Origin of the sequence: Spirosoma agri (assembly GCF_010747415.1) — a bacterium.
Lineage (GTDB): Bacteria > Bacteroidota > Bacteroidia > Cytophagales > Spirosomataceae > Spirosoma > Spirosoma agri.
Genome location: NZ_JAAGNZ010000002.1, coordinates 1,679,940 through 1,705,824 on the forward strand (window position 1 = coordinate 1,679,940; position 25,885 = coordinate 1,705,824).

23 protein-coding genes are annotated in these 25,885 nt (G+C 50.8%); 14 read left to right on the top strand and 9 right to left on the bottom strand.

Features of this window, described 5'->3' with window-relative positions:
• The first annotated feature begins 58 nt into the window (after positions 1-58).
• Complete coding sequence (locus GK091_RS23535) at positions 59-748, top strand: DUF421 domain-containing protein (protein WP_164042619.1); 690 nt, start codon at positions 59-61, stop codon at positions 746-748.
• 6 nt (positions 749-754) lie between these two features.
• On the top strand, positions 755-1,444 hold the full coding sequence (locus GK091_RS23540; protein ID WP_164042621.1) for a DUF421 domain-containing protein: 690 nt from the start codon (positions 755-757) through the stop codon (positions 1,442-1,444).
• A 53-nt stretch (positions 1,445-1,497) separates the two neighbouring features.
• Here the strand turns inward: GK091_RS23540 and GK091_RS23545 are convergent, their stop codons facing one another.
• The gene (locus tag GK091_RS23545) at positions 1,498-3,108 is read right to left on the bottom strand and encodes an alpha-amylase family glycosyl hydrolase (protein WP_164042622.1); all 1,611 of its coding nucleotides are present in this window, start codon (positions 3,106-3,108) and stop codon (positions 1,498-1,500) included.
• Positions 3,109-3,475: 367 nt separating this feature from the next.
• Here GK091_RS23545 and GK091_RS23550 point away from each other — a divergent pair, with 367 nt between their 5' ends.
• On the top strand, positions 3,476-4,426 hold the full coding sequence (locus GK091_RS23550; protein ID WP_164042624.1) for an SMP-30/gluconolactonase/LRE family protein: 951 nt from the start codon (positions 3,476-3,478) through the stop codon (positions 4,424-4,426).
• A 67-nt stretch (positions 4,427-4,493) separates the two neighbouring features.
• Here the strand turns inward: GK091_RS23550 and GK091_RS23555 are convergent, their stop codons facing one another.
• The gene (locus GK091_RS23555; RefSeq protein WP_164042626.1) at positions 4,494-4,892 is read right to left on the bottom strand and encodes a VanZ family protein; all 399 of its coding nucleotides are present in this window, start codon (positions 4,890-4,892) and stop codon (positions 4,494-4,496) included.
• Positions 4,893-5,350: 458 nt separating this feature from the next.
• Here GK091_RS23555 and GK091_RS23560 point away from each other — a divergent pair, with 458 nt between their 5' ends.
• The 3 genes from GK091_RS23560 to GK091_RS23570 all read left to right on the top strand — a co-directional run bounded on the left by GK091_RS23560 (position 5,351) and on the right by GK091_RS23570 (position 8,356).
• On the top strand, positions 5,351-5,557 hold the full coding sequence (locus tag GK091_RS23560; RefSeq protein WP_164042628.1) for a hypothetical protein: 207 nt from the start codon (positions 5,351-5,353) through the stop codon (positions 5,555-5,557).
• Positions 5,558-6,683: 1,126 nt separating this feature from the next.
• Positions 6,684-6,911 (top strand): hypothetical protein, encoded by a 228-nt coding sequence (locus GK091_RS23565; RefSeq protein ID WP_164042631.1) that lies wholly within the window; start codon positions 6,684-6,686, stop codon positions 6,909-6,911.
• Positions 6,912-7,516: 605 nt separating this feature from the next.
• On the top strand, positions 7,517-8,356 hold the full coding sequence (locus GK091_RS23570; RefSeq protein WP_164042633.1) for a hypothetical protein: 840 nt from the start codon (positions 7,517-7,519) through the stop codon (positions 8,354-8,356).
• Positions 8,357-8,414: 58 nt separating this feature from the next.
• On the opposite strand, the gene GK091_RS23575 is transcribed toward GK091_RS23570, so the two are convergent.
• Positions 8,415-9,026, bottom strand: a complete 612-nt coding sequence (locus tag GK091_RS23575; protein ID WP_164042635.1) for a TetR/AcrR family transcriptional regulator — start codon at positions 9,024-9,026, stop codon at positions 8,415-8,417.
• A gap of 270 nt (positions 9,027-9,296) precedes the next feature.
• On the opposite strand from GK091_RS23575, the gene fabF reads away from it, so the two are divergent.
• Complete coding sequence (fabF, locus tag GK091_RS23580) at positions 9,297-10,541, top strand: beta-ketoacyl-ACP synthase II (RefSeq protein WP_164042637.1); 1,245 nt, start codon at positions 9,297-9,299, stop codon at positions 10,539-10,541.
• Between the two features lie 84 nt (positions 10,542-10,625).
• Here fabF and GK091_RS23585 read toward each other — a convergent pair whose 3' ends face one another.
• Positions 10,626-11,222 (bottom strand): hypothetical protein, encoded by a 597-nt coding sequence (locus GK091_RS23585; protein WP_164042639.1) that lies wholly within the window; start codon positions 11,220-11,222, stop codon positions 10,626-10,628.
• Between the two features lie 690 nt (positions 11,223-11,912).
• Here GK091_RS23585 and GK091_RS23590 point away from each other — a divergent pair.
• The 3 genes from GK091_RS23590 (at position 11,913) to GK091_RS23600 (ending at position 16,415) form a co-directional block, all read left to right on the top strand.
• Positions 11,913-14,264, top strand: coding sequence for a DUF7133 domain-containing protein (locus tag GK091_RS23590; protein ID WP_164042641.1), 2,352 nt, complete (start codon positions 11,913-11,915; stop codon positions 14,262-14,264).
• A gap of 40 nt (positions 14,265-14,304) precedes the next feature.
• Positions 14,305-15,474: an alpha/beta hydrolase family protein gene (locus GK091_RS23595; RefSeq protein ID WP_164042644.1), complete on the top strand. Its 1,170-nt coding sequence runs from the start codon at positions 14,305-14,307 to the stop codon at positions 15,472-15,474.
• A gap of 218 nt (positions 15,475-15,692) precedes the next feature.
• Complete coding sequence (locus tag GK091_RS23600; RefSeq protein ID WP_164042646.1) at positions 15,693-16,415, top strand: YciE/YciF ferroxidase family protein; 723 nt, start codon at positions 15,693-15,695, stop codon at positions 16,413-16,415.
• 91 nt (positions 16,416-16,506) lie between these two features.
• Here the strand turns inward: GK091_RS23600 and GK091_RS23605 are convergent, their stop codons facing one another.
• From GK091_RS23605 to GK091_RS23615, 3 genes are all read right to left on the bottom strand, one after another.
• Positions 16,507-16,827: a hypothetical protein gene (locus GK091_RS23605; protein ID WP_164042647.1), complete on the bottom strand. Its 321-nt coding sequence runs from the start codon at positions 16,825-16,827 to the stop codon at positions 16,507-16,509.
• A gap of 75 nt (positions 16,828-16,902) precedes the next feature.
• On the bottom strand, positions 16,903-17,343 hold the full coding sequence (locus GK091_RS23610; RefSeq protein ID WP_164042648.1) for a hypothetical protein: 441 nt from the start codon (positions 17,341-17,343) through the stop codon (positions 16,903-16,905).
• A 63-nt stretch (positions 17,344-17,406) separates the two neighbouring features.
• Positions 17,407-18,156, bottom strand: a complete 750-nt coding sequence (locus GK091_RS23615) for an SDR family oxidoreductase (RefSeq protein ID WP_164042649.1) — start codon at positions 18,154-18,156, stop codon at positions 17,407-17,409.
• Positions 18,157-18,266: 110 nt separating this feature from the next.
• On the opposite strand from GK091_RS23615, the gene GK091_RS23620 reads away from it, so the two are divergent.
• A complete protein-coding gene (locus GK091_RS23620; RefSeq protein WP_164042650.1) occupies positions 18,267-19,169 on the top strand; it encodes a histone deacetylase family protein in 903 nt (300 codons plus the stop codon).
• A 151-nt stretch (positions 19,170-19,320) separates the two neighbouring features.
• Here the strand turns inward: GK091_RS23620 and GK091_RS23625 are convergent, their stop codons facing one another.
• Positions 19,321-19,968, bottom strand: a complete 648-nt coding sequence (locus GK091_RS23625; RefSeq protein ID WP_164042651.1) for a response regulator — start codon at positions 19,966-19,968, stop codon at positions 19,321-19,323.
• Positions 19,940-23,029, bottom strand: coding sequence for a ligand-binding sensor domain-containing protein (locus GK091_RS23630; RefSeq protein WP_164042652.1), 3,090 nt, complete (start codon positions 23,027-23,029; stop codon positions 19,940-19,942). The genes GK091_RS23625 and GK091_RS23630 overlap by 29 nt, the downstream gene beginning before the upstream one ends.
• Positions 23,030-23,297: 268 nt before the next feature.
• Between GK091_RS23630 and GK091_RS23635 the strand changes: the two genes are divergently transcribed.
• The 3 genes from GK091_RS23635 to GK091_RS23645 all read left to right on the top strand — a co-directional run bounded on the left by GK091_RS23635 (position 23,298) and on the right by GK091_RS23645 (position 25,823).
• Complete coding sequence (locus tag GK091_RS23635; RefSeq protein ID WP_164042654.1) at positions 23,298-24,056, top strand: HpcH/HpaI aldolase family protein; 759 nt, start codon at positions 23,298-23,300, stop codon at positions 24,054-24,056.
• A 163-nt stretch (positions 24,057-24,219) separates the two neighbouring features.
• Positions 24,220-25,404, top strand: coding sequence for a class I SAM-dependent methyltransferase (locus GK091_RS23640; RefSeq protein ID WP_164042657.1), 1,185 nt, complete (start codon positions 24,220-24,222; stop codon positions 25,402-25,404).
• Between the two features lie 59 nt (positions 25,405-25,463).
• The gene (locus GK091_RS23645; protein ID WP_164042659.1) at positions 25,464-25,823 is read left to right on the top strand and encodes a hypothetical protein; all 360 of its coding nucleotides are present in this window, start codon (positions 25,464-25,466) and stop codon (positions 25,821-25,823) included.
• Positions 25,824-25,885 lie beyond the last annotated feature (62 nt).

Consider the following 25,885-nt stretch of genomic DNA (forward strand, 5'->3'; position numbering starts at 1 on the left):
ACAGTTAGATTTTTTCGGTATGAGTAATCAATTCGGGGTAACGAAAAGTTAGGCAAGCATGAAAAAGGAAGAAATCCATTTAGAGGATTGGCAACGGATTTTGATCGGTGATGCTCCCGTCGGATTTTTGGTAGAGGTGTTTGTCCGTACGCTCCTGATTTATCTGGCTCTTCTGGTTGTGATGCGGTTGCTCGGTAAACGAATGAACGGGCAGCTTACTAATCTGGAGCTGGCCGTTATGCTGACAATGGGAGCCCTGATCTCTCCGGCTATGCAGATACCAGACCGTGGTCTGCTGTCGGGAATGCTGGCCTTACTCTGTGCGCTCGTGTTTCTACGGGGCACCAACTGGCTTGGATTCAAAAGCACTAACGTCGAGAAATTAATTCAGGGAACGGAAACGGTTGTCGTCAAAGACGGCATTATCCAGTTGGAGGCAATGGCCAAAAACCGATTGTCGCACCAGCAGATCTACGCGGCCTTGCGCAGTAAGAATGTCTATAACCTGGGCAACGTGAAGCGCCTGTACCTGGAAGCGTACGGGATGTTCAGTATCTACGAGGACGAAAAAGGCAAACCTGGCTTGTCCGTCTTACCGCCCTCCGATGCTGAAATTCAATCGATCCACGGGTATCCCGACGAAAAAATCCTTGCCTGTACCAATTGTGGGAAAACCGTTCCCGCCCAACCTAAACCGGGGCCTTGCTCTGTTTGCCGGACCAATCAGTGGTCAGACGCGATCTTGTAGTCAATCATGAAAAAAGAAGACATCAATTTATACGACTGGCAACGGATTCTCGTCGGTGAAGTGCCGGGAATCTTTTACGTCGAAATTCTTATTCGGGCGGCTGCGATCTATCTGCTGCTGGTTCTGGCGATGCGTCTGATGGGCAGACGGATGGCTTCTCAGCTAAGTCGTAATGAAATGGCCGCGATGGTTTCGCTGGCGGCTGCGATCGGGATACCCATTCTGGATGCCAGCCGGGGTTTGCTGCCAGCTTACATTATTGCGCTTGTTGTCGTATTCACGCAGCGGATCGTGTCCTATTGGGCCGCCAAACGTGAATCGTTCGAGGCCCTGTCGCAGGGGGACCGAAGCACTCTTGTGGAAAATTCAGTCATTCAACTGGCGAATATGGAAAGCGCCCGTATAAGCCGTGAATTACTTTTTGCGCAGCTCAGATCAGGTGGATTGGTTCATTTGGGATACGTAAAACGGCTTTATTTAGAGGCTAATGGCGCGTTTACGCTGATCAAGGAAGACGAGCCTAAACCGGGGCTTTCAATTCTGCCCATCTGGGATACTGATTTCGTCGGTCAGCAGGAAAAAGCGCCCGATCAGCGTGTGTGTAATCGGTGCGGCAATGCACAGCCGGATCCTCACCGGGCAACCGACACCTGCACGACGTGTGGGAGTGATGAGTGGGTCACGGCTCTTAAATAGTCCGAACGATACCGTTGCGCGTGGGGTCATTTGCCGCTATCTCGCTCTTGTACTCAATCGTCTAAACGCACCAGAATCCCTTCGTCCCCACGCAAACCGATTGTGCTGCCAACTGGATTACCTTCCCATTCGGGGGTTGTTGCGATTTCGACAACGCCCTTGAGAGAACTATCCTTCGCCTTGAAAAAACCGGGACGATGGCTGAGGTTCAAGACAATCAGGAAACGCGAATCCGTATCGAATTGCCGGATGTAGGCAATAAGCTGCGTATCGGCATGAACGGGTATGTAGTCACCAACCATGAGTGAAGGTTCCTGTTGCCGCAATTTGATCAGGCGCTTGTAAAACGACAGCATGGAATAAGTATCTTCCTGCTGGTGCCGGACGTTCTCGCGCACAACGTCTCTCGCCAGTCGGAGCCACGGCTTTCCTTCCGTGAAGCCTGCATTCAGATTTTCGTTCCACTGCATCGGCGTGCGCTCGGGGTCCCGGCTCAGGTTCTTATCCGGCATGTTCAGGCCCTGTGGGTCCTGCACTTCGTCGAACGGAATCGGAACATCCCGCATGCCAATTTCATCTCCGTAGTAGAGGGTAGGTGTACCGCGAAGGGTCAGCAGCAGCATAGCCGCCACCCACGCCTGCTCTTTACCAACCCGACTCGTAATTCGTGGCTGATCGTGGTTGCCAAGTACCCAGTTTGGCCAGCCTCCAGCCGGTAAGGCAGTTTCGTACTGATCGATGGCTGTAGCAATCGGACGGGCCTCCCACGGCAGCAGCAGCAGCTGAAAGTTGAACGGCAAATGAGCTTCGTTGCCGTCGATACCATAGTAGGTAACCAGCTGCTGAATGGGTAAATAAATCTCGCCGACCATCATCCGATCCGGATAGCTATCCAGAACCTGCCGCATCTGCCTGACCAGATCGTGAACCTCCGGCTGGTCGGTAGAGTACAAGGGGAGAAGCTGATCGTAGGTGGCCATGTGCGGCTGATAATCAGGATTGACCGGGTTATCGCGCAGTTGTATGTCCTTGATCAGGTGCCACATGACATCCACCCGAAAACCATCGACGCCTTTGTCCAGCCAGAAGCGCATGACATTGAGCATGGCTTTCTGCACATCCGGGTTTCGCCAGTTCAGGTCGGGTTGTTCTTTCAGAAAAGCATGGTAGTAGTACTGCTGGGTGAGTTCGTCCCATTCCCACGCGCTGCCGCCAAACGCGCTGAGCCAGTTATTGGGCACCGATTCATCGGACCGTTTGTCCTGCCACAGATACCAGTCGCGCTTGGGGTTGTCGCGTGAGGAGCGGGATTCCAGAAACCAGGGGTGCTGATCGGAGGTGTGATTTGGGACAAAATCCAGGATCAGCTTTAGACCGCGTGAATGGACAGCTGCTACCAACGTATCGAAGTCGTTCAGTGTGCCAAATAGCGGGTCAATATTCTGATAGTCAGCAATATCGTAGCCGAAGTCGGCCATGGGCGACGGGTAGATGGGCGAAAGCCATATGGCCGAAATGCCAAGATCGTTCAGGTAATCGAGCCGTTGTAAAATGCCCTGTATATCGCCAATGCCATCGTTGTTACTGTCCTGAAAAGATCGGGGATATATTTGGTAAATGATTCCTTCCTGCCACCAATGGCGGTTTGTCTGGTGCTGGTTCATTGATTTGCTCCGTTAAATGAGACTCATTCAGGCCGGTAAAAACGGCCAGTGATGACGGCAATTCCTGGTTCGGCTACAGGCGTTTTCATCGTTAACGACATACGGGTCCGAAAATCCTTTTCTTATCCGGTGAACTGAGTAAATGGCAGTGCGAGCGGGTTCACGCGCACAAATTGATCAGCGCTGTAACGGATAGTTTATGTTGATCGTAGCGTCCATAAGCAGCGAGTTTAGCCGTCGGTAAATAAGAATATAGCCAATCCGGTCGGAGGACTGAACAAATTGCGTAAACGATACTTCCTATAGTAATGTCGATAATGATCTATTGACAGCTAATCAGTTAACTAACCAAGTAAAAATTTTTGTTATGAACGTATCGTCTATGTCTTGTGCACTGCTTGTGCTGCCCGCTGTGTGGTTAACCGCCTGCGAAGATCATCGCAACAGTCCAAATGCACCTTTCCCGGAGCGGATTAATTTTGTTGCCGACCGTCAATATCCGGAAGGTATTGCTTACTCGTCGCAACTGGCAAAATTTTTGGTCACGTCGATTCCGCTGGGTAAAGTGGGTACGGTCGATACTGATGGGCGTTACGAAGATTTGCTGACCGCTCCCGGATTCATTGCCGGTATCGGTATGAAAGTCGCCGATGGTCGCGTGTTTGTCTGCAACAGTGATCAGGGTCGCTCGGTCAAGAGTACCACTGCCACCACGCGTCAAACGGCAGAGTTGCTGGTTTTCAATTTGAGCACTCGCCAGCTGGAACGCCGGACCGATCTGGCTGCGTTGATCCCGGCTGCCGAACCGAACTTCGCGAATGACGTGACGATTGCGCCGGATGGTACGGCCTACGTGACGGATTCGTTTTCGCCCGTGATCTACAAAGTTACCGCAAGTGGGACTGCCAGCGTTCTGGTGCGCGATGATGTGCGGTTCGCCAGCCCGACGTTCGGCCTAAATGGCATTGCTTACCACCCGAACGGTTATCTCATCGTGGCAAACACGGGACAGGGGAAGTTATACAAAGTGGATTTACAGAATGGTAATGCCATTACGGAAGTCGGTGGTACGGGGGCGCTACCCGGTGATGGTCTGACATTTCTCAACAATGACCTATACGTTGTGACTGGTGGTAATCGGGTGGCTCAAGTGCGCAGTACGGACAATTGGCAAACGGCTACTATTGTCAAATACGACGCCGATGTATATACCGGTGCCACAACGAGTGTGGCCGTCAATAACCAGATCTATACGCTCAACGCCCGCATTGGTGAAGTTGGTAATGCGCGGGACTTCAGTATTCAGCGATTCCGCTAGATAAGTCGAGCAAAAGCAAGGCATCCAGCGACTTTTCGTTCGCTGGATGCCTTTTTTAGTGTAAAGATTAAGCCTTGAACCGGTTTTTGAGGCTGATCAGCGCAAAAGCCGCGAGCATACCGACGAGCGCGCCAACAGCACCCCAGGCAATGTCAGCCAATCGGAACGCCCGGCGCGGAAGTAACAACTGACCCGCTTCGGCCAGTGCAACAACACCTACGAGAAGCAGCCACGCGATGAACCAGCGGTAGTACGATCGGCCGGGGGTAGGCAATAAAACACCTGTGCACAGCCCTAAAAATACAAAAGGAACAGCCGTTCGGATATCCTCATTAGCGGGCGTATCTGTCCAGCGCGCCAACCAGCCGGGAATGAACCAGACATCGTTTAATCTCGGATTAGGAATCCAGCTCAGATAAAAGACCAGAACAACCAAAGCGAAAATCAGGACGTAGAGCAGACGCATTGCAGCCGATGGAATTGATACGGTAGTCTGCAAATATAGCCACTAGGCTTCTAACGTGGTATTTAGCGCACTGAATCGCCCATCAGCTTAAACCCGTATCTGTGTTCTTTCGTCCACTCGTGGAATATATTGTGGTAGACTGAGTAAAATCAGTACCTTGAGACCTTATCTGATGTAGGGCGTTCGTAATTCAGCTTGTCGAAAACGTCGACGCCAGCGTGAGTGCATAGTCCGATTGGAAGCACTCGTTCCCCACCAATAAGGGTCAACTGCCGACTTGTAGGGCAGAACAGTGGCCACACGACACATTCAAGGGCAGGAGGACTGTTGAATGTTAACAGAAGGCAATCAATTTGCTGACCCTTTCCAACTCAACCAGTGCCTTTAGGGTCTACTTTCTCAACCAATAAGCAATTATTATGAAGAGTCAGATAAGTTCTCAAAGTTGGCCCACAAACATGCCTTTCGGCGTAAAACGAACGCTACTGGTCGATGATGCTGAACGGGACATGCTGGCCGCCCGTCGGCACTATGCTGATTCCAATGGGTTTACGCTGCTGGCTGAGCGGCCCGATGGCTTGATCGCACTGTACTGGAATGAGCTGGGTGTAATGGTACGACTTGCTATCGAACCGGTATCATTGGATGACTCGATCGTAAGTTAGGCTTTCGAGCGATCAGGCTTCAATTGGCTAATCGGATAAAATATTGTTTGGGTCCGTAAACGAGCGAAAATGGAGTTTACCATTCATGAACAAGCTAGTTTAGCGCCGGTTCAACTGCGACCTTACAACTGTGTCCAACCGGTATAATACTGCGGTTATAGGGGTCCCGAGCCCGATCGATTTCGGTCAGTAAAATAGATAGCTTTTTACTGTTGAGGCTCGGCTTGCCGCATAAACGTGGTAGCTTCCTTCAGTTAGGAAGTCCATCTGTTTGCCGAAATCAGCAGTTCGAAACACGTTTCGATTTAATGGTTATTTCTCACCGTATACTGCCTGTTAATTTAGGCTATAATAGTAGTAACAAGATAGGGGTAAAGTACAAATTAATCAGTAGCTAGTTTGGCAGGGGATAAGAAAGGCCTTGAAAAGATGCATTGCTTGTTTTGAGTACTATATTGTTGCTGTTGAGATTGTTAGTTGTTTATATAACTAGTCGTTTATCCGCTGATTCAGTTTTAAGTAGCGCCAGTAAAGTTATTGAACTTTCGGACGTACTGGTGATTATATCATTTTAATCGTATTTTTATAGAGGTTAAAAAATGGTTATAATTACTTAAGTAATAAGCCAGTTTTAATGGCGATTGCTTTACTTTGTCTTGTCGATCAGGACGTGCATACCCGTTCAACCAGCAATGATCACCATGACTGCTAAAACAAACACCTTCGATCCAACCAACGCCATCACCTGGCTATCTATAGTGGCTATCTCGGTTTTGTGGGCAGTTGGAATTGTAAGCATCATTTTCTAAGAAAACACAATAAGCCGAATCGCCTTTAGCCGCGCTAAGAAGAGCCATCCGGTCTCATATACTCCGATCACAACAATACGTTGAGTAGCTAATAAAAGTTGAAAAGGATAATTCGAATACCCACTCGCGTTTGCTGGTGGGTATTCTTGTTTTACTGCCTATGGCTTGTCTATCAGTGAAGAAGCGACGACAAAACAACCCGATCGGGGAGATTTGGTCGCGTCAGACGCTTTCACAGTCGATTTAATTATTCCTTAATTTGTTGAGGTAAACGCAACGGTATACTTGTGCATTTTTCCGCCAATTTCACATGCACTATGAAAGTAAGTTGTCACCAAAAAACCGGACTGACTCACATCATGAGTTTGACTGGTCAAAACTATAACGATACCTACTACGTCTGGAAGCATTTCTGTGCCTTGCCCGAAGTCTGTAGCATCACGTACCGAATCCTTATCATTGCCCAGCAACGTGGCCTGACCGCTCAGGATGCCCTGTCTTATTATCTGGAACATCTCGGTGAATCACCCCTGACTTCTCAATAACATCTGGTCAACTTGCCAGGGTATCGCTGAACTAAAAAACCAGACTTCAAGGTGAGTCTGGCTTAGTGAGTAGTGTTTACCTTTATTTCATTTATAGGACTGATTTCCGGAAAAACCGTCACAGCAAAGTTGGTTGACAACGTCGCTCTAGCTGACCTTTATAAGTCAGGAATAAGCTTTATTTCTCAATTGGTGCGGACCTTGATAACAAAAAAAGCCCGGTTTCAACATGAACCGGGCTTTCTGCTTCTATCCACACCAAAACAAACTTGTTATGCAACAGAGCTTGTTTTTCAAGAACAGTACATTATATCGTTCACGAATGTTTATAGAAGTGATTAAAAGAAAACCTGGCCTAAGCGGTTCGCTGGCTTTCTGTATCGTAAAAAAGCAAACAGCCAACCGGCGAAATCGGTGAAGGGTCGACTTGATGAAAAGCAGTTTCAGTGGTTTATTCGGTCCACCAATCACGTTCACGGTGACGAGCATTTCTGTTTGAGTGCCTGTAAAGAACAGTATAGTTAACGTGAATTCGGAGCTACAGTGAACACCGGACTTTACGACGAGGTTGTACCATACTATAGAGACAGCTCTGCCTGACGTTTATGCGAAATTTACTACTCTGCTTTATGGTGATTGGCAGCCTGACAACCTGTCGGGATAAGACTACCGACCTTGCTCCCGTAGCTACACCAAGCCAGCGGATAACCAGCCAGTCGATCCAGTATGTGCGGATTCTTGATCAGGAACCTTCGCTGGATACGGTGCAAATCGATGGCGTAGTGCAGGCGCTGTCCAGTAAGGATAGCCTGCGTTTTCAGTACGACGCCGAGGACCGATTAGTCAGCTATAACCGAACGCAATATACCGCTACTGCTATGGGACCGTTTACGAACGGAACCCAGAAAAGTCTATTCTCGTACAACAACGGACGCTTTCAGGAACTGGAAGGAGGGACAGGCTCCCGTTTCGAATTCAGTCTTGACAACGCACAACGTCGGGTATTGAATCGGACGAAAAGGCGTGGTTCCTACATTGACGTGGACACGTTGAGACAGTACTCTTCTGAAGGTATGTTGACGACCGTCGAGAAACAGGGGAATCGCCAGGTGTTTACGATCGAAAATGGCAATGTTGTTCGTATTGAGCAATTTAGCACCCGAACGGGTACGTTGGAAATGGTCACCGAGTTCACCTATGATACTGGCCACAGGGCACCAGCCGCCCCGTTTACTTTTCTGGGCGAAACCAACCGAAATGCCTTGCTTACAATGAAGACACTCGATTATTCCTATGCTACCGGCGTTCGTTCAACTACCTATACCTACCGGAACGAGTACGACTCGCAGGAGCGAATGACCCGGCAGATCGAGTATCATCAGGATTCGTGGTACAATCAGGGGAAACCTTATTTCTGGACAGCAACGGATTACTATTACCAATGATGATTTGTTGTTGAGGAACGCGCTGAATACTTATCGCATCTTTGCGTTGCACAGCTGCCTATTCGTTGACTACCTGTGCCTGTCTGATCAGCAGTTCGACCGTTTTCAGTACTTTGTCCAGGCTGGCGGGGTTGTTGGTAACCCGAGCGATCATAACACCGCCTTCAATCAGCGCGATAATGGACAAGGCAATCCGCTCGGTTTCTGTGGTGTCGTGAAATTCTCCGCTTTTAATGCCTGCTTTCAAGAGGTCGATATTGGTTTTCTTCCAGTCCAGAATGGCTTTTGCCGCTCTATCTTTCAGCAGACTGTTCGTGTCATCGGCTTCGGTAGCGGTGTTTAGGATGGGGCACCCGCCGGGCAGAAATGACGTGCGAATAAAGCTTCGGTACACGTCGGCATAAACGAGTAATTTCTCGGCGTTCGACGTTGCCTTCTCCATACGCTGCTGAACGGCCAGTTTGACTTTGGCTAAGTTGTGATCGAAAACCGCCAGCGCCACGTCCTCTTTGCTGTCAAAGTTGCCGTAAATACTGCCTTTCGTCAACCCGGTGGCTTCGGTCAGATCGGCCAACGACGTGCCGGCGTACCCTTTCGTGTTGAAAATAGTTGCCGTCGTTTCGATAATGAACTGGCGGGTTCGTTCGGCCTTGGATACTTTATTTGTCATAGGTCAACGATACGTTTCGGTACTACATGAAGCATATGGGCTGGTTGATACTAGCACGCCAGATCGTTCCCGGCAGGCCCAACGGGGCTGGTTAACTGGTAATTGCTGATTTACGGCGATCCGCTGAACTTATTGCTCAACTAATTTGATCGTATAAATATACCGAATGGTATTAAATGTTCCTACATTTGCCACGCATTTTTAGGCGATGCTTTTCAAAGCAGGCGACTGTTGGATGTGCAATCGATGAGTCATTAATCAAAAAAAGAAATGTTACGCCGAGTTGTTATTACGGGTGTGGGAGCTTTGACTCCCGTTGGTCACGATGTGCAGACATTCTGGCAACATGTTGTAAACGGGCAGAGTAGCGCGGCCACGATCACCCGTTTCGACGCATCCCTGTTTCGCACGCAATTTGCCAGTGAACTCAAGGGGTACGATGCCACCAACTACCTGAGCCGAGCCGACATCAAGCGGACGGATTTGTTCACGCAATACGCCCTAATCGCGTCGGATGAGGCCATTAAAGACGCTGGTTTTGACTTCGATAAGATGGACCCGTTCGATGTTGGTGTTATCTGGGGCACGGGTCAGGGAGGAATGGAAACCTTTGAAGAACAGGTTAATGAATACGCGTTGGGTAATGGCCAGCCCCGGTTCAGTCCGTTTTTTATTCCCAAGCTACTGGCCAACATGGCGTCGGGCATGATCTCGATTCGCAATGGGTACATGGGCATCAATTACACGACGGTTTCAGCCTGCGCAACGTCGAACACGGCCATTATGGATGCCTTCAATTACATCCGGGTTGGCAAAGCGAAAATCATTATCAGTGGTGGTAGTGAGGCTCCGCTGACGCCCGCTTCGTTCGGTGGGTTCAGTGCCTTGAAGGCGATGTCGGCGCGGAACAGCGATCCTGCGGCTGCCTCGCGCCCGTTCGACGTAGACCGCGACGGCTTCGTGATGGCCGAAGGGGCCGGTGCGCTGGTACTTGAAGAGTATGATCATGCCGTTCAGCGGGGCGCGCATATCTACGGTGAGATCACGGGTGCATCGATGACTGCCGATGCCTACCACATGACCGCTACCCATCCCGAAGGTATTGGGGCAGCCAAAGCGATGCAACTGGCGCTGACGGAAGCGAACATCACGATGGCGGATGTCGATTACCTGAACGCTCATGCCACATCAACGTCGGTCGGTGACTTGTCGGAGATCAAAGCGGTGCTGAGCCTGACCGGAACCGAAAAGACGAAACTTAAAATCAGTGCGACCAAGTCGATAACGGGCCATTTGCTGGGAGCCGCCGGAGCCATCGAAGCGATCATCTGTCTGTTGTCGATGCGTGACAGCGTTATTCCACCCACAATAAACACGACGGTGCTGGACCCGGCCATTCCGGATAATCTGACCATCGTGACCAAAGAAGCACTACCTGCCAACGTGGCTATTGCCATGAGCAACACGTTTGGCTTCGGGGGACATAACAGTATCGTTGTTTTCAGGAAAGTGTAACGTTCAGGACACGAAAATCAAAGGCGCAGAGAACACGGCGAATTGATCGTTACGCCCTCTGCGCCTTTTTTGTGACTCACAGGATCAGTGATCCCAGCGCAGATCAGCCGTTCGGAACGTGATCTCGCGCGAGCCCTGCCCATCGAACCCTACGTCGATGATCGTTTGTCGGGCGGCTTTCAGCTGACTGATCAGTTTTTGCTCTGCATCGAAGAAGATGATGTTCCCTCTGCCGTTCTCAGCCGCCGAAAAAGCGTAAGAACCAGCGGGCTTGTTGTCGAAGCGGATGCGCGCATTTCCGCCCTGAAAACTTCGGTTGAATTGACCCTTCGATACTTCCAGATATACGTTCGTACCACTGCTGCGTTTTCGAATGGTCAAGGTCGCCGATGATCCACCTCCGTACGGAAAAGGAAATTCGAGCCGATTGGACGACGTAATTAAGGCCTTATAGACGGGCTGACCGACGTTATCGTTCGTTCGTTGGTAGATCCATTTCTGGGCACCAACAGCGAGAGTGGTCGTTGCCTGAGCCTGACTCACCGAAGCGTTAGCAGCGCGTACATCGCTGGCATTGATCGGTACCTGGGTCGTGTCGTTGACAACGGAATGGGTTGATTTTTCTTTCGTCGAGCAATTGACAAGCGTCAGCAGACTGACTACATAAATGAGTTGTTTCATACCTACCTGACGTAGTTGCTTCATCTTAAGTGAGCCTAACAACGATGTTAGTCCGGATATCTTCACGTCTATAAAAGTACCAAACGCAGCCCAAGTTGCGTGTTCAGTGCCAGTGGTTCAAGCTACTTTTTTTGTAAAACTGACCTATTTAGACACACTGCCTAGTTATTGATAGAACGTGCTGTCCATAGGTGTACATCAATTGGCCATGCCTCGTTCAATCTGCCCATTCGCAACGAAGCTTTGACAGGCGTTGAAAGTACTCCTCAACGCTTTTTAGTCTGGCTGCTTTGTTACTGGTCTGCTATCCTGGTTAGGGCTATTTGCCGCTGCCTCTAAAGTACCTATGAAGTGAATGAGATTGAATTTTGGGTTGAACACGGATAATAGGCAAAAGTGTAGAGTAAGGTGATGATTTTTAGATAATTATACTTTATTGCCGTTGTGCCTTTGTGGGAATAGATCTGTTCGCACAGCTAGTCAAGCGGAACGGCTCAAATACCACGCTTTGCTTCTCAGAACCTGTCCCTGCCTCTTTGGGAAACGCCGTGGCCGGTTTTGGTCGGTATTCCTTATCGCACTCCGAGTGGTAAGCACCCGACGAACGACGATTTTACCGAGGGCGGTCACTGTTGAGTAAGTAAGAGCATAGGATAATTTCCTTTTGCGTATGTCCTAAACACATACTCAATGAAACGTAAGCTCCCGATCGTGAGTCTGATTGCGTTCTCCATGCTGGTCGTTACCTGTCGGGTCGCCCAGAAAACAGCAACGACGGCTGATCAAGCAATCGCTCAGCAAGCCGCCCCGCCCGATACGGTCCCTGCTTTTACGTCAAATCCGTCGCCGGAGCAGCTGACACCCGAGCAAAGTTTACGTTCGTTCCGGGTGCCCAAAGGCTACCACATGGAACTGGTGGCCAGTGATCCTATGATCAAGGAGCCCGTCGCGATTGCCTGGGATGGCAATGCCCGAATGTATGTGGCCGAGATGGATACGTACATGCAGGACGTTGACGGGTCCAATGAACACGATCCGGTTAGTCGCATCATGCTGTTGGAAGACACCGACAACGACGGCAAAATGGACAAGAGTTCGGTCTTCATCGATAAGCTGCTCCTGCCCCGGATGATCTTGTGTGTCAATCACGAATTGCTGGTCAACGAAACCGATACGTACGATATCTGGAGTTACAAAGACACGAACGGCGATGGTGTCGCCGATGCCAAGCGGATCGTTTACCAGGTTGGTAAAAAAGCACCCGGCAATCTGGAGCACCAGCGGAGCGGTCTGGACTGGAATCTGGATAACTGGATTTACGTTACGGTCGATCCGGTGCGGTTTCGGTATACCAACGGAATGCTGAAAGTCGATTCGCTGACCAGCGGCTCGAACGGGCAGTGGGGATTGACGCATGATAATTATGGCCGTCTGTTCTTCTCCCGGGCGGGTGGTGAAATCCCGGCGTCGGGCTTTCAGATCAATCCCGTTTATGGGGGGCTCGAATTTCCGGATCAATACAGTGAGGAGTTTACGGCGGTCTGGCCCATTATCGCGACGCCTGATATTCAGGGTGGCTTACGGCGGCTGCGGCTCCCCGACAGTACACTTAACCACTTCACGGCCAGTAACGGACAATCTATTTTCAGAGGTGATAAGCTCCCTGCCGATCTTGTTGGCGATTATCTCGTTGGCGAGCCCGTAGCCCGGATCATCCGTCGCGCCAAAGTGATCAACACCAATGGAAAGCTGACACTGGAGAATGCCTATAAACAACAGGAGTTCATCGCGTCGACAGATATGAACTTCCGGCCCGTCAATACCTACACCGGGCCCGATGGTTGCCTGTACATTGTCGATATGAACCGGGGTATCATTCAGGAGTCGCAGTGGACGCCAAAAGGGAGTTACCTGCGTCCGCAGATTCAGCGGCTGGGACTGGACAAGAACGTACAGCACGGCCGCATTTACCGACTGGTACACGATGGCATGAAACCGGGTCCGCAACCGCATATGCTCGATGAACCCAGCAATAAACTAGTGACGTACCTCGATCATCCGAATGGTTGGTGGCGCGATAACGCTCAAAAACAACTCGTCATCCTGGGCGACAAATCGGTCGTTCCGGCACTGAAACAGCTGGCAATGGGGCAGCCGGGAGCATCGAACAAAAAGCCATCGGCCCTGGGACGGCTCCATGCCTTGTGGACGCTGGAAGGGCTGGATGCCATTGATAAGGACATGCTCTTTTCAATGATGACGGACGAGAATCCGCAACTCCGACGGGCGGCTGTCTGGATTAGTGAACGCTACCTAAAGCAGGGCGACGAGCAGGTACTTGGCAAGCTGAGCGACCTGAAAAACGACCCCGATTTTGACGTTCGTACGCAGCTCTTACTGTCAACGCACGATAGCAAATTGGCAGCGGGTAGAACGCTCAACGGCGAAATCATGGCACAGAACGCTACCAACGACATGCTGGTTGGCGTCCGAAAAAGTCAGCTCAAAAATGATGCGGTTAAAACGTACGGACTTCGTCTGGGCCGTCTGGACGATGCGGATCGGAAGCTGGTTATGGGTGGAGCGTCCACGTTCAAGACGCTCTGCGCAACCTGTCATGGTCCCGATGGGAAAGGACTGGCGGTTGGTGGCAGCAGTATGGTCGCTCCGCCTTTGTTCGGCTCAAAACGGATCGTTGGTGACAAAGATGTGCTGATCAAAATTCTGCTGCACGGTCTGCATGGTCCGGTCGATGAGAAAAACTACCCGGATGTGATGCCGTCGATGGCCGCCAACGACGACGAATGGATTGCTTCCGTACTGAGCTATATCCGTTATGAGTTTGGATATACCGGTAATTTTCCCCCCAGTCCGCCATCCACTACGCCACGACCTGCCAATGGAGACGTTCCACCCGAAGTCCTGAAACGACGTAATTTTAAGCCGTTCGTGCAAGCCGATGAGGTGAAGAAGATACGGCAGGAAACCGCAGGCCGGACGCAGGCCTGGACACTGGCCGATCTGGAAAAACCAGGTCAGTAACCGGTTTATCTTCTGCAAACGATTTTACGATCGATCAACCATGCAAATCCGACAGCTTATTGCGGTTGCCAGTATTTTCGTAACCCTAAGTGCGACGGCCCAACCCAATCCGGAGCGACCCGATTTGTGCCAGGGTGCGTATTTTACCGAGGCACAGGGTGCTGAGGCCCTGCGCACGTTTGCCGGCACCTACCAGGATCGTGCAACGTGGGAGACGCGTGCTTCGCTGATCCGACGGGGAATCCGCGAGGGGATGGGCTTGCCGGACAAGCCGCAGTTTGCACCGCTCAAACCCATTTACCACAGCCTGAAAAAACTGAATGGCTACACTGTTGAAAATGTAGCGTTCGAGAGCTTACCGGGCTTTTGGGTAACGGGCAATCTGTATCGGCCACTAAATCCGGTCGGAAAATCGCCGGGAATTATCTGTCCGCATGGGCATACCCCTAAGCTGGACGCGCGCTTTGTCGAACAATCGCAGCAACGGTGTGCCACAATGGCCCGCATGGGAGCGGTCGTGTTCATCTACGACATGGTGGGCTACGGCGATTCGAAGCAAAGCGCGCATAAACTACCGCAGGCGCTGAAACTGCAAACCCTGAACGGCATCCGGGCGCTGGATTTTCTGCTTAGTTTACCCGATGTTGATGCAAAACGGATTGGGATGTCGGGCGAATCGGGTGGGGGAACGCAGACGTTTTTGCTTACAGCGCTCGATCAGCGGATAGCGGTATCAATTCCCGTTGTGATGGTGTCCGCTCACTTTTTTGGCGGGTGCGTCTGCGAAAGCGGTATGCCGATCCACAAACGGCCTACGCACCAGACGAGTAATGTTGAAATAGCCGCCCTGGCTGCACCCCGACCGATGTTGCTCGTTTCTGATGGAAAGGATTGGACAAAAAACACGCCTGACGTGGAGTTTCCCTACATCCGGAAAATTTACGACTATTACGGAGCCACAGACCGGCTCGAAAACGTGCACCTGCCCAACGAAGGTCACGACTACGGGCCCAGCAAACGCGAAGCCGCCTACCGATTTCTGGCCAAGCACCTCAAACTGGATTTGAACCGAGTTCTGAAAAATGGGCAGATTGACGAGACCCCGACTACGCTGCTTGAGCCTGCCGCTTTACAGGTCTTTTCCGTCGATCACCCACGACCGGCCAGTGCCGTGGTGGGCGACGATGCGGTGACGAAGTTGTTGAGGTGAGCAGCCCAGTATTATCCTTCTGTTACCGTTTGCTCTTATCCGACATTGCGGAATATCGGCTGGTATGGGTAATTATCTTTATAATCCACAGAATTTGTAGAAAAAGATAAACACAATATTTTATGATAAAACTATAACGAGCAGAGTATCAGCGGTTGGCATGATATTGGTCGAAAAGGAGGCAAAGCAAACTAGTTAAACGCAAAACCACAGCAATCATGGCAACGTTTGGAGAAAGCATCGCGAATTTTTTTGGTGGTAATGATCTGGAGACGAAGGAAGGACTTCACGGTTTGTTCACCACTGAGCTAAAAAATATATATTACGCTGAAAAACAGGCCGTAGACGCCTTGGGTGAGCAGGCTGATGCCGCCACAACGGATGAAGTTCGGAACGCATTTTTGCAACACCAGAACGAAACCCGGAATCAGGTATCACGTTTGGAACAGGTGTTCGGTAGTATAGGCATCGACGTAGAAGAAGGCTCCTGTGATGCAATCGACGGCTTGGTTGACGACGCGCAACGCGTTGTTTCGAACACAGGATCGGGCTCGTTGACCCGTGATGCCGGGCTGATCATTGCCAGTCAGAAAATAGAGCATCACGAGATCGCTTCGTACGGTTCGGCGGTCACATTAGCAAAAGTACTTGGCTACACGGAAGCCGCCCGACTTCTTCAGCAGACGCTGGATGAGGAGAAGAACACCGATAAGAAACTCACGACTCTCGCGGAGTCATTTATCAACAGCCGTGCCGCTTCGGAGTCGGATCATGACAGTGATAATGGCTTGGACCGTAATGATGAGTATACCGATGGCGTAAGTCGTGGCAGTGTAGTTAACTCCGATGGCACCCGCTATTCCGATAACAGTGCTGCCGGTACTTCGTCTACCCTGGGCTATGGCCGTACCGACACGTCAGGAAGTACTTTCAGTTTATAGGTCTGTGTACGGAAACGAGTCACAGTAAAAAGCGGTACGCCCAAATTGAGCGTACCGCTTTTTACTGTGACTCGTTTATTGACGAAGCCGACTAATTGGAATAATCGGTTTCTTCCGGACTGTCTTCCGTACCGTCATTGTTGCCAAGGGTATCCCCGTTTCCGTAATTCGAATTGTCAGGCTCCATATTGGGACTGCCCGAAACAGCCCCAGTGCCGTCATTGCCGGTTGCAGCTTCCTCTTCGTCGGTGGGCGTAGTAGGGGCTGAATGAGCATCACCCGATAAATCGGTCGGGTCATACTCGTTATTCAGCATTGTTCCCTGATCGGGCGTTTGGATCGGGCCACCGGTGTCGGGCCGGAACGTTTGTCCCTGCTCGTTCAGCATCGCATCCTGATTCGTGTTTTCCATGTGGTTTTGTCTGAAAAAAGTTTGTCGCATCCGGTTCACTGAACCAGCGTTTGGCTTACCGGATGCTGGTTCCTGTTAACCCCTCGTGAATACTTCCCAGAGCCGGTTGTTCAATTTGCCTGCGTACGTTTTGATGTCCGTGTTCGAGGTGTGTATGGTAAAAACAGCAAACTGATTGGCTGATGAGGGCAACGGCTCAATGCGAATGGTCCGACCCGTTGTCCAGCGGCCTGCCAGGCGACGGACAGACCCCGACAGCCGGATACCCGCATCGATCAACTCTACTTCACACGTTTCGGGGTACTGAGCAACGGCCAGCTCCTTTGAAAAACGCTGTAATTGGTTCGCATCAAACCACGATAGCGTTGGTATGTGCAGATGATTCGTGCTTCGTTCGTTGCGCAGCAGAAGACTCAGGGACAAGCGCGATTTTCCCGATGCCGGGCCGGTTGTTACCTGCAAATCGAGTACTTCAAGCGGAGCAATATCAGATGCAGTAGAGAACTCAATGTTCATAGAGGGCGATGATGAATAATGTGTGATAGTAACCAGACAAAGGTAGGGGTTGTTTGGTCTTGTCTACACATAGATCATCTTCTTGGTCATGCCACCGTCTACGATGAAGTTCTGTCCGGTGATAAAATTATTTTCCGGCGCGATCAGGAACAGAACCATGCGGGCAATGTCGTCGGCGTGACCGACGCGACCGGCTGGATGCTGTTCATGATCTTCAGGCCGAAGTTCGTCGGGCTTTGCTTTGGCTTTTTTCTTCAGCGCCGAAACGTCAATCCAGCCCGGACTGATGGCGTTCACCCGAACGTCCGGCCCGAGGCTAACCGCCAGCGAGTGAGTCAGGGCCAATAATCCACCTTTACTGGCGGAATAGGGGAAGGTGTCGGGCTCAGATTGGAACGCCCGCGTCGAACACATATTAATGATCGTTCCTTTCTGCAAAGCGAGGTACGGAGCGATGTGTTTCGCGCACAGGAACGCCCCGGTCAGGTTGGTGCCGATGACCCGGTTCCATTCATCAAGCGTTAACTTATCGAGTGGTTTTTCGATCATGATGGCGGCATTATTGATCAGCGCATCGATCTGGCCAAAGTGAGAAATGGTTTGCTCGGCGGCCTTGCGAACGTTCACTTCACTTGATACATCACAGGAGACGAACAAAATTTGGGCATAAGATGCTTTGAAGGCTTCGCGGAGTTCGGCCAGCGCGTCGGTGTCGGCTTCCCAGATGGCAACCCGATAGCCGTGTGTCAGTAAATATTGCGTAATAACCCGGCCAATGCCCTGGCCCCCGCCCGTAATGATCGCTGTTTTCATAGATGTTAGATAAACCCTAGAAACGCTCAAACTACGCGGTTTGGTAACACAATCGGACAACGCGGGGTTAACTAAGCCGTATCCTTATCGAACGGGATTCGGTTATTTACATGCTTCAAATCGCTTTTTCGCCGGTTTATCGGCTCCGATTGCCTGAGGGACACCGCTTTCCGATGCTTAAGTATGAATTGATTCATGAGCAACTGCTCTACGAAGGCACCTGTACCGATGACAATTTTTTTGCACCGTCACCCGTTGACGACCGCTGGGTGCTGGGCGTACATACCGCCGATTACGTAAACGCGTTGAAAACCCTCACGGTGGCCCCGGCCATGGTGCGCCGGATTGGGTTTCCGCTGACGCCCGAACTTGTCGAACGGGAGTGGATCATTACGCAGGGCACGATCGACTGCACCCGGATTGCTTACCGCGATGGGGTTGCCATGAACGTTGCGGGTGGTACGCACCATGCCTTTCCGGACCGGGGCGAAGGGTTCTGTATGCTCAATGACGTTGGCGTGGCAGCCCACTATTTACTCGAAACCGGACAGTCGAAAAAGATTCTGGTCATCGATCTGGACGTGCATCAGGGAAATGGTACCGCCGTACTGTTTCAGCAGGAGCCGCGCGTGTTCACGTTCAGTATGCACGGGAAAGACAATTACCCGCTCAAAAAGGAACAATCCGATCTGGATATTGAACTGCCAACGGGTATGGCTGATGAGGCCTATCTGAACAAACTCTACGAAACACTACCCGGCCTGATCCGACGCGAACAGCCTGATTTCCTATTCTACGTATCGGGCGTGGATATTCTGGAGTCGGATCGTCTGGGCAAGCTGGGTGTAAGTCGGGAGGGGTGCAAGACGCGTGATACCTTCGTATTTGACCAGGCTATTCACTTCGGTTTGCCGATCACGGTTTCGATGGGTGGCGGGTATTCGCCCCGCCTGACCGATATCGTAGAAGCGCACTGCAACACCTTTCGGGTAGCTTCCGATCGATTTTTCTGACCGCAAAACAAAAACGGTCGTCCCGTATGAACGAGACGACCGATAAGAAGGAGGGCGATTCCGTATAGTATGGATAGAAAGTAAACAAAACTACGCTCCGCTCGTGACGTGGGCAATACCCGAATCCGGGTATATTTATCCGTTTAGCCGACTATAGGTTCATTTCTATTGCAAATCGTACAAGTTCCGCAACCGTACTGATACCGAGTTTGGCGTGAATGTTCTTACGATGCGTATCGACGGTATGCTGACTAAGGTTTATTTTTTCGGCTATCTGCGGACTACTCAGCCCCATTTTGATATGACGGATGATTTCGACCTCGCGGGGCGACAGCTTGTACTTCTTCAGAAAGACATCGTCGGCGTGATTACTGAACTGCTTCTCGTCGGCTAGTTTAGGATCAAAATAAGGCGTTCGCCGGGCTACTGACCGGATCGCCGTCAGCAGTTCGTCTTTGCTGGATGTTTTCAACATATAACCCGACGCGCCTGCTCTGCGAAACTCTTCGATATGACGATTTTCACCGTACATGCTCACGATCAGGATACGTTGCGGTCCGAGGGTAGCGGTCAGTTGGCGGGTGAGTTCGAGGCCGTCTATGTCGGGCATATTGAAGTCGATAATCAACAGGTCCGGCTGGAGTAGACGCACCTGCTCAATGGCTTCACGGCTGTGGTATAACTGGCCTACGATATGCAGGTCGGGTACATCGGTAAGCATTAGCCTCAAGCCATCATTGAACAGACGGTGGTCGTCAATGATTAAAAGACTAATAGGATGTTGAGCCGACTGTATCATAGGGAACGTCGAGCATGACGGTATAACTCTGGTCGTTACTATCCGTCGTTAGTTGCGCATGCAGGTATTCAGCCCGATAAGTTATATTTTTTTGCCCGATTCCCGTCGTTGTTCGGTCAGAAAAAGCAAAGTTATCCTGTTTTGCATCCAGTGGCGTTTCAATAAGTATGCTTAACTGGTGTGGAAGATACCCCAACTGAACAATGGCAAGTCCCTGTCCACCATGCTTAAGCGCATTTTGGACCAGCTCGGCAATGATGCGGTACGTGACCAGTTCCCGCTCCGGCTCTAACCGACGAACATCGCCAAAAAGAATAAATTCAAAGTCGGTTTTTGACGAGCGGTTGGCCCGGTCTACCAGCTGCGAGACAACATCCGACAAGGCATACTTCTCGAACTCGATGGGCATCAGATTGTGCGTGATGGTCCGAAGATCCTGGCTGGCTTTATCCAGAAGCTCGTAGGCACGCGTCACTTCGGGCACTTCAGCGGTGACGTCTATACGTTCTTTGGCTAGCCCAAGTATACCTTTTATGGCGGCCAGCGTGTTGCCTACATCGTCATGCAGATCACGCGCAATACGCCGACGTTCGTCTTCCTGCGTAGCCAGTGAATTCTGGAGCAGCCGCCGTTGGCTGGCAAGTTTCCGACGGTTATAATTGATGACCAGAAATGTAATAAGTGACGCAACGAGCAGAAAACTAAGCAGCCAGAACCACCAGCGTTGCCAAAACGGCGGCTGAATAGAAATGTGCAGCTCGGTTACGGGCGTAACCTGACCACGGGCATCGATCGCCTTCGCCCGAAAAACATACTCACCGGGAGACAGGTCAGCATAGCGAACCTGATTGGCATTCGTGAGGGGCACCCATCCTTTATCGACGGTAGATAAACTATAGAGAAATTGATTTTTTCCATTGCTGAAATAATCTAAGGCCGCCAGACTGATCGAAAAGGTGTTCTGCCGGTGATTGAGGTTGACAATGCCCGTCTCGCCAACAAATCCGTCGGCCTGGTAAGGCTGGTCGTTGACCAGAAAGTTTATAATCCGCACCGGTACATTGGCCTTATACTTATCCAGCTGATCGGGAAGAAACCGATCGAGACCATGTACACCACCAAAATAGAAAACACTATCGGAGCTGATCAGGGCTGCGTGACTATTATACTCACGTCCTTTTGTCGACACAACGGGGCTGGCACTTCCCTTATCCGGAAAGAATTTGGCGAGTCCGTCGTTTGTGCTTACCCAGAAAAGTCCTTTCCGGTCCGGTAACAAACCGTAGACAACATCGTCGGGCAGACCATCCCGAATCGTATACGTACGGATCGTCTTTCTGGTGGCAGGGTCGAACTGAACCAGTCCCCGGTCGGTGCAAAGCCATAAACAATGCCGCGATGGATCGGCGTAAAAATCCATAATGTTATGGCCGGCCAGCGTCACGTACTGTTGTACCAGCTTATTTTTTTGATACTTGTAGACGATCAGGTCCTGATCCCGCCGGCCCGTATACAGCAAATTGGTTGCCGGGTCGAAATAAGAGGCCCCAAAATAAGTACCCTCACGATCAATGCGGTCAATCGGCTTCAGATCAGGACTTAACAGGAATAGGCCACCAAACGTAGTGACCACGAAATTGCCGTCGGGTAATTCGAGGATGCCTCTGGCAAAGCGGCAATCAGGATCGGTACAGAGCGCATTGGGAATCTGGGTGAATCGATCCTGTTTTTTATCGTATTGAAGCAGCCCCTGTAAATTGGCAACGAGCAGTCGGCCGTTGCGCGTACGAATAATTTCCCGAACATTTCCCTCCGTGGTAACGCCCTGCTGGGCCGTATAAGCCTTCATCGCGCCGGTGGCCGGGTCATAATGGCGAATGCCACCATCCGTAGTGCCTATCCAGATGCTCCCCTGTGGATCTTCGTACAAACCCCGAATCGGATGATTGTTGAGGTCCGTCATGTCAGTGGGATCATCCGGTAAGGTTGAGATGGTAGAGGCATTGGGGTAAATCAGGTCGATGCCAAACGGGTCGCTGTTGACCCAGACAAGGCCCAGATCGTCAACGTACACTTCGGCTACCTGATTGGTTAATAGTGAACTGCTTTTAGCCGCTCCTGGCGTTATTTCACGAAGCAGCGTCATCTTATCCGGGTCATATAACCACACGCCCGATCCTTCGACGCCGATCCACCAGCGCCCCTGCGCATCGTCATCCATACTCACAAAACGAAACACAGACGTGCCCGACCGCAATGGGTGGTGGCGAATCAATCGGCTCAAACTGGCATCGAACTCGAAAATGCCCTGTGGACCAGTCAGGCAGTAATTGCCGTAGTGTGACCCCCGGACGTGGCATCGGTGAATGGACTGAAACAGGTATTCCGGCTGAAAGCGCCCGGAAGAACGATTGGTAACGGACTGATCGGTAGACTGACCGGTCAGAAATGTGCTTATCTGGTGGGTTTTGTAATTATAACGGGCAAACCCCATTGGCAGCAGGTATAGGAGACTCTGCTGATCAGGCAGGTGTTCAATCCAATCGGTCGTAACGCTGAATTTTGGTTTTATGGACGGGTTAATGCACGTTTTACGACCGGTGCGGTAATTCAGGCGCATAATCCCCTCCCGATTGCTGGCATACCAAACGGTTGAGTCATCGGCAAAAAAAGGTTCCTGGAGGGCTGGCTGACGGCGACCCTGGCGATCGGTGGCGTAGATGCGCCGGAACGAATTGGTTCGTCGAACGTACTGATTCAGGCATTCTTCTGTTCCTACCCAGAGGTCGCCGGAAGGTGCTTCGACGATGCCGCGTACTTCGCCTTTGCCGATCGTTGTCGAATCGCGGTCATTGAACTGGTACTTGGTGAATCGTGCGCCGTCGAATCGGTTCAGACCATTCTGACTGCTTGCCCAGACGAATCCGCGCGAACCTTTCCGGATATAAAAACACGATCCTTGTGATAAACCGTCAGCCGTTGTCAGGTGACGAATGGCGAACGGCTGCTGCGCCAGTCCGGATTGCGTTACAACGAGAAAGAGGATGAATAGCCAGCGCATAACAGACAAACAAAGGAACGATAAAGCTAAGCGGGAATGAGGAGTTTATGAATACCCGGAACCCGGTATTATTGCCAACGCGCGACTTTTGTATCGGGATGACGTTTGCCGCGTCCGGACGGAAGTTATGTATTCGGAATTGATTCGGTCGTATCTTGCTGGCACGAACGGGACACGGTATCGTTATACTTATTTTTCGCAAACCGTTCGTGCGTGATCACCAATGATTATTTGCCGGAGCGTATGATAACGTTCGATTTGAACCACTATGAAACAAAATATCGTTAAAACCCGGCTGAAAAATGGCCAGCCCGTACTGGGGGTTCTGTCGAATAGTCCCGATCCGACCGTCGCTGAACTCTGTGGCTTTTCGGGGCTAGACTTCTATATGATCGATGGCGAGCATAGTCCGGTTACGACGGCGCAGGTGCTGGATATCGTGCGTGCCTGTGAGTTGAGCGGGATTACCCCATTGGCCCGTGTCCGCAGCAATGACCCCAAGCTGATTCTCCAATATCTGGATTCAGGCGTGATGGGTATTATGATGCCGGGAGTCAATACCGCTGCCGAAGCCGAAGCGCTGGTGCAAGCCACAAAATACCCGCCATTGGGTAGACGAGGGTTTGCCCCGACGCGCTCGTCGGACTATTTGCTGGGTGCCATGAACCAGGGCGAATACGTGGCATTTGCCAACGAACATACGCTGATTTTACCACAGATTGAAGACCGGGAGGCCATCGATAACCTGGATGAACTACTCGCCGTTGAGGGTGTCGATGGGTTTGTGATTGGGCCACGTGATCTGGCTATGTCGATGGGCTATTACGATGGCCCTGGTCATGATGAAGTAAAGCGGACCATTGCTGGCATTGTGGAGAAAATCCGGAAGGCCGGATTGATTGCGGGGACTACCGCTGCTACCGGCGATCAGGCAAAAGCCTTGATCGATCGAGGTGTATTATTGTGCCTGAATTCCTTCGCGGGGCTTCTGAAGTCAGCCGCTGGTGATTTCATGAAAGGACGTTGAACCAAGAGAAAGATGGATGTAAGCCCGAAAATGGCGTCTTTCGAATCGGATTTATTGATCGAATTGAAGGAAAATTGTAGTTATTTGACGAAATAAAATAGTATTAAACCTTTCGGATAACAGGCAGTTAATCAAGCAGCATCAAGAAAAATGGAACACGGTAATGAATGGATCTGACGAGAAGGCTCAAGTTTTTAACCTGCCTCCGGTCTATAATCACGTCGACAAGCACGGTGTTTTTCCTGAAGTTGCCCACGATGAAACGGCGCGTTTTAATTTTCTGACAAGCTTGAACCGTCATCTTGACGCTGTTGTCAAGCCGGGTAACAAAATAGCGTTTGACAAGCGGATAAAGCCCCTGTTTCAATCTGCCAAAGGTCGTGATTTCGGTACTGTGAATGAGGTTAGAGCAGCAATGAACCAGGACCCGCATTATCAGATGTGGGGATCTCTGAAACGTTCTGCTCAGGAAATGGCCCAGCAGGCGGCTCGTTCGCTGGTGTTGCGTCAGATTGAAAGCCTTGCTGATAAGACCCGATACTATACTAGTCAGCGTCCCGAAACACTTCAGCTTGACCCGGCTCTAGAAATACCCAGTTATCTGCGCATGGTCGACCATGGTGGTTTGCCCGGTAGTTACTATACCGCTTATATTCCTGACGATGTCGCCAATGCTGCCGCCAGTGATGCAATCACGTTTGTGGCCACTGGCGGCAAGTCTGGACCCTATTCCGATGGAAAGGGAAAAGCCCTGGCCACATGGTTGACGGCCAACTATCCTGACTTTAAGCCGAAACGAATTCTTGATATAGGCTGTGGCGTTGGTCACAACACGCTGCCACTGGCGATCATGTATCCGGAGGCTACCGTGATCGGTCTCGATGTTAGTGCGCCAATGCTGCGCTACGGTCATGCCCGTTCGGTATCGCTGGGCGTGACGAATGTGCAGTTTATACAGGCTAACGGAGAAGAACTGCCTTTCGAGGACGATTCGTTTGATTGGGTTCAATCGACGATGGTGCTCCATGAAACGTCAATCAGTGCTATGCAGACGATCATTCAGGAACTCTATCGGGTACTGTCACCGAACGGTCTCATGCTTCATATCGAACAGGCACAATATACCCCCGGCACTTCACTCTTCGACGAGTTTACGCAGGACTGGGACACATTCAATAACAACCAGCCTTTTGAGGGAGTTATGCACAGGATGAACAAAGCAGACTGGATGAAATCGGCCGGTTTTCAGGAGCGTGATTTACTGCAATTTGGCATCCTGCCTGAGAATGATACAAACACGGATCGATTGCCGGTAAAACAAAACGTATTTGGAGCCTGGAAAAAATAAAATAATGATAGGCACAGTTTTTCTAGTCACTCAAAAAACAATAATCATAAAAAGAACTTATGATTAATGACATCCTGCTTTCGGGCAATAAAGCTAAAGGTCAGCGTCCCTACTTTTTTGATGACAGGGCAGTGGAGCGAGTGCTGAACATCACGATGGCAGTGGCTGGCGAACTGGCTGTTACACACGAGCGACTGGATACCCTGGAACGATTGTTGCTTACCAAAGGTGTGTTGGCTCAGGAAGAAATTGAACGCTTCGAGCCGACACCCGAACAGGCATACGTACGACAGCGCTGGCATGCAGATTACGTGGCGCGTATCCTTCGGATGGTGCAGCAGGAGCTGGAAGCTATCCAACAACCGATTGAAAATGATCGTAATATGGAAGAAATCCTAGAAGAATTGGGAAGAAGCTAGGAAAGTTAGTGTTATATGAAACCTTTTGTTGGGGAATTACCAGTTAATACCTATAATTGGCC

Coding starts and splice junctions, on each gene's coding strand:
- GK091_RS23535 (WP_164042619.1), top strand. CDS start 59: ATGAAAAAGGAAGAAATCCATTTAGAGGATTGGCAACGGATTTTGATC.
- GK091_RS23540 (WP_164042621.1), top strand. CDS start 755: ATGAAAAAAGAAGACATCAATTTATACGACTGGCAACGGATTCTCGTC.
- GK091_RS23545 (WP_164042622.1), bottom strand. CDS start 3,108: ATGAACCAGCACCAGACAAACCGCCATTGGTGGCAGGAAGGAATCATT.
- GK091_RS23550 (WP_164042624.1), top strand. CDS start 3,476: ATGAACGTATCGTCTATGTCTTGTGCACTGCTTGTGCTGCCCGCTGTG.
- GK091_RS23555 (WP_164042626.1), bottom strand. CDS start 4,892: ATGCGTCTGCTCTACGTCCTGATTTTCGCTTTGGTTGTTCTGGTCTTT.
- GK091_RS23560 (WP_164042628.1), top strand. CDS start 5,351: ATGCCTTTCGGCGTAAAACGAACGCTACTGGTCGATGATGCTGAACGG.
- GK091_RS23565 (WP_164042631.1), top strand. CDS start 6,684: ATGAAAGTAAGTTGTCACCAAAAAACCGGACTGACTCACATCATGAGT.
- GK091_RS23570 (WP_164042633.1), top strand. CDS start 7,517: ATGCGAAATTTACTACTCTGCTTTATGGTGATTGGCAGCCTGACAACC.
- GK091_RS23575 (WP_164042635.1), bottom strand. CDS start 9,026: ATGACAAATAAAGTATCCAAGGCCGAACGAACCCGCCAGTTCATTATC.
- fabF (WP_164042637.1), top strand. CDS start 9,297: ATGTTACGCCGAGTTGTTATTACGGGTGTGGGAGCTTTGACTCCCGTT.
- GK091_RS23585 (WP_164042639.1), bottom strand. CDS start 11,222: ATGAAACAACTCATTTATGTAGTCAGTCTGCTGACGCTTGTCAATTGC.
- GK091_RS23590 (WP_164042641.1), top strand. CDS start 11,913: ATGAAACGTAAGCTCCCGATCGTGAGTCTGATTGCGTTCTCCATGCTG.
- GK091_RS23595 (WP_164042644.1), top strand. CDS start 14,305: ATGCAAATCCGACAGCTTATTGCGGTTGCCAGTATTTTCGTAACCCTA.
- GK091_RS23600 (WP_164042646.1), top strand. CDS start 15,693: ATGGCAACGTTTGGAGAAAGCATCGCGAATTTTTTTGGTGGTAATGAT.
- GK091_RS23605 (WP_164042647.1), bottom strand. CDS start 16,827: ATGGAAAACACGAATCAGGATGCGATGCTGAACGAGCAGGGACAAACG.
- GK091_RS23610 (WP_164042648.1), bottom strand. CDS start 17,343: ATGAACATTGAGTTCTCTACTGCATCTGATATTGCTCCGCTTGAAGTA.
- GK091_RS23615 (WP_164042649.1), bottom strand. CDS start 18,156: ATGAAAACAGCGATCATTACGGGCGGGGGCCAGGGCATTGGCCGGGTT.
- GK091_RS23620 (WP_164042650.1), top strand. CDS start 18,267: ATGCTTCAAATCGCTTTTTCGCCGGTTTATCGGCTCCGATTGCCTGAG.
- GK091_RS23625 (WP_164042651.1), bottom strand. CDS start 19,968: ATGATACAGTCGGCTCAACATCCTATTAGTCTTTTAATCATTGACGAC.
- GK091_RS23630 (WP_164042652.1), bottom strand. CDS start 23,029: ATGCGCTGGCTATTCATCCTCTTTCTCGTTGTAACGCAATCCGGACTG.
- GK091_RS23635 (WP_164042654.1), top strand. CDS start 23,298: ATGAAACAAAATATCGTTAAAACCCGGCTGAAAAATGGCCAGCCCGTA.
- GK091_RS23640 (WP_164042657.1), top strand. CDS start 24,220: ATGAATGGATCTGACGAGAAGGCTCAAGTTTTTAACCTGCCTCCGGTC.
- GK091_RS23645 (WP_164042659.1), top strand. CDS start 25,464: ATGATTAATGACATCCTGCTTTCGGGCAATAAAGCTAAAGGTCAGCGT.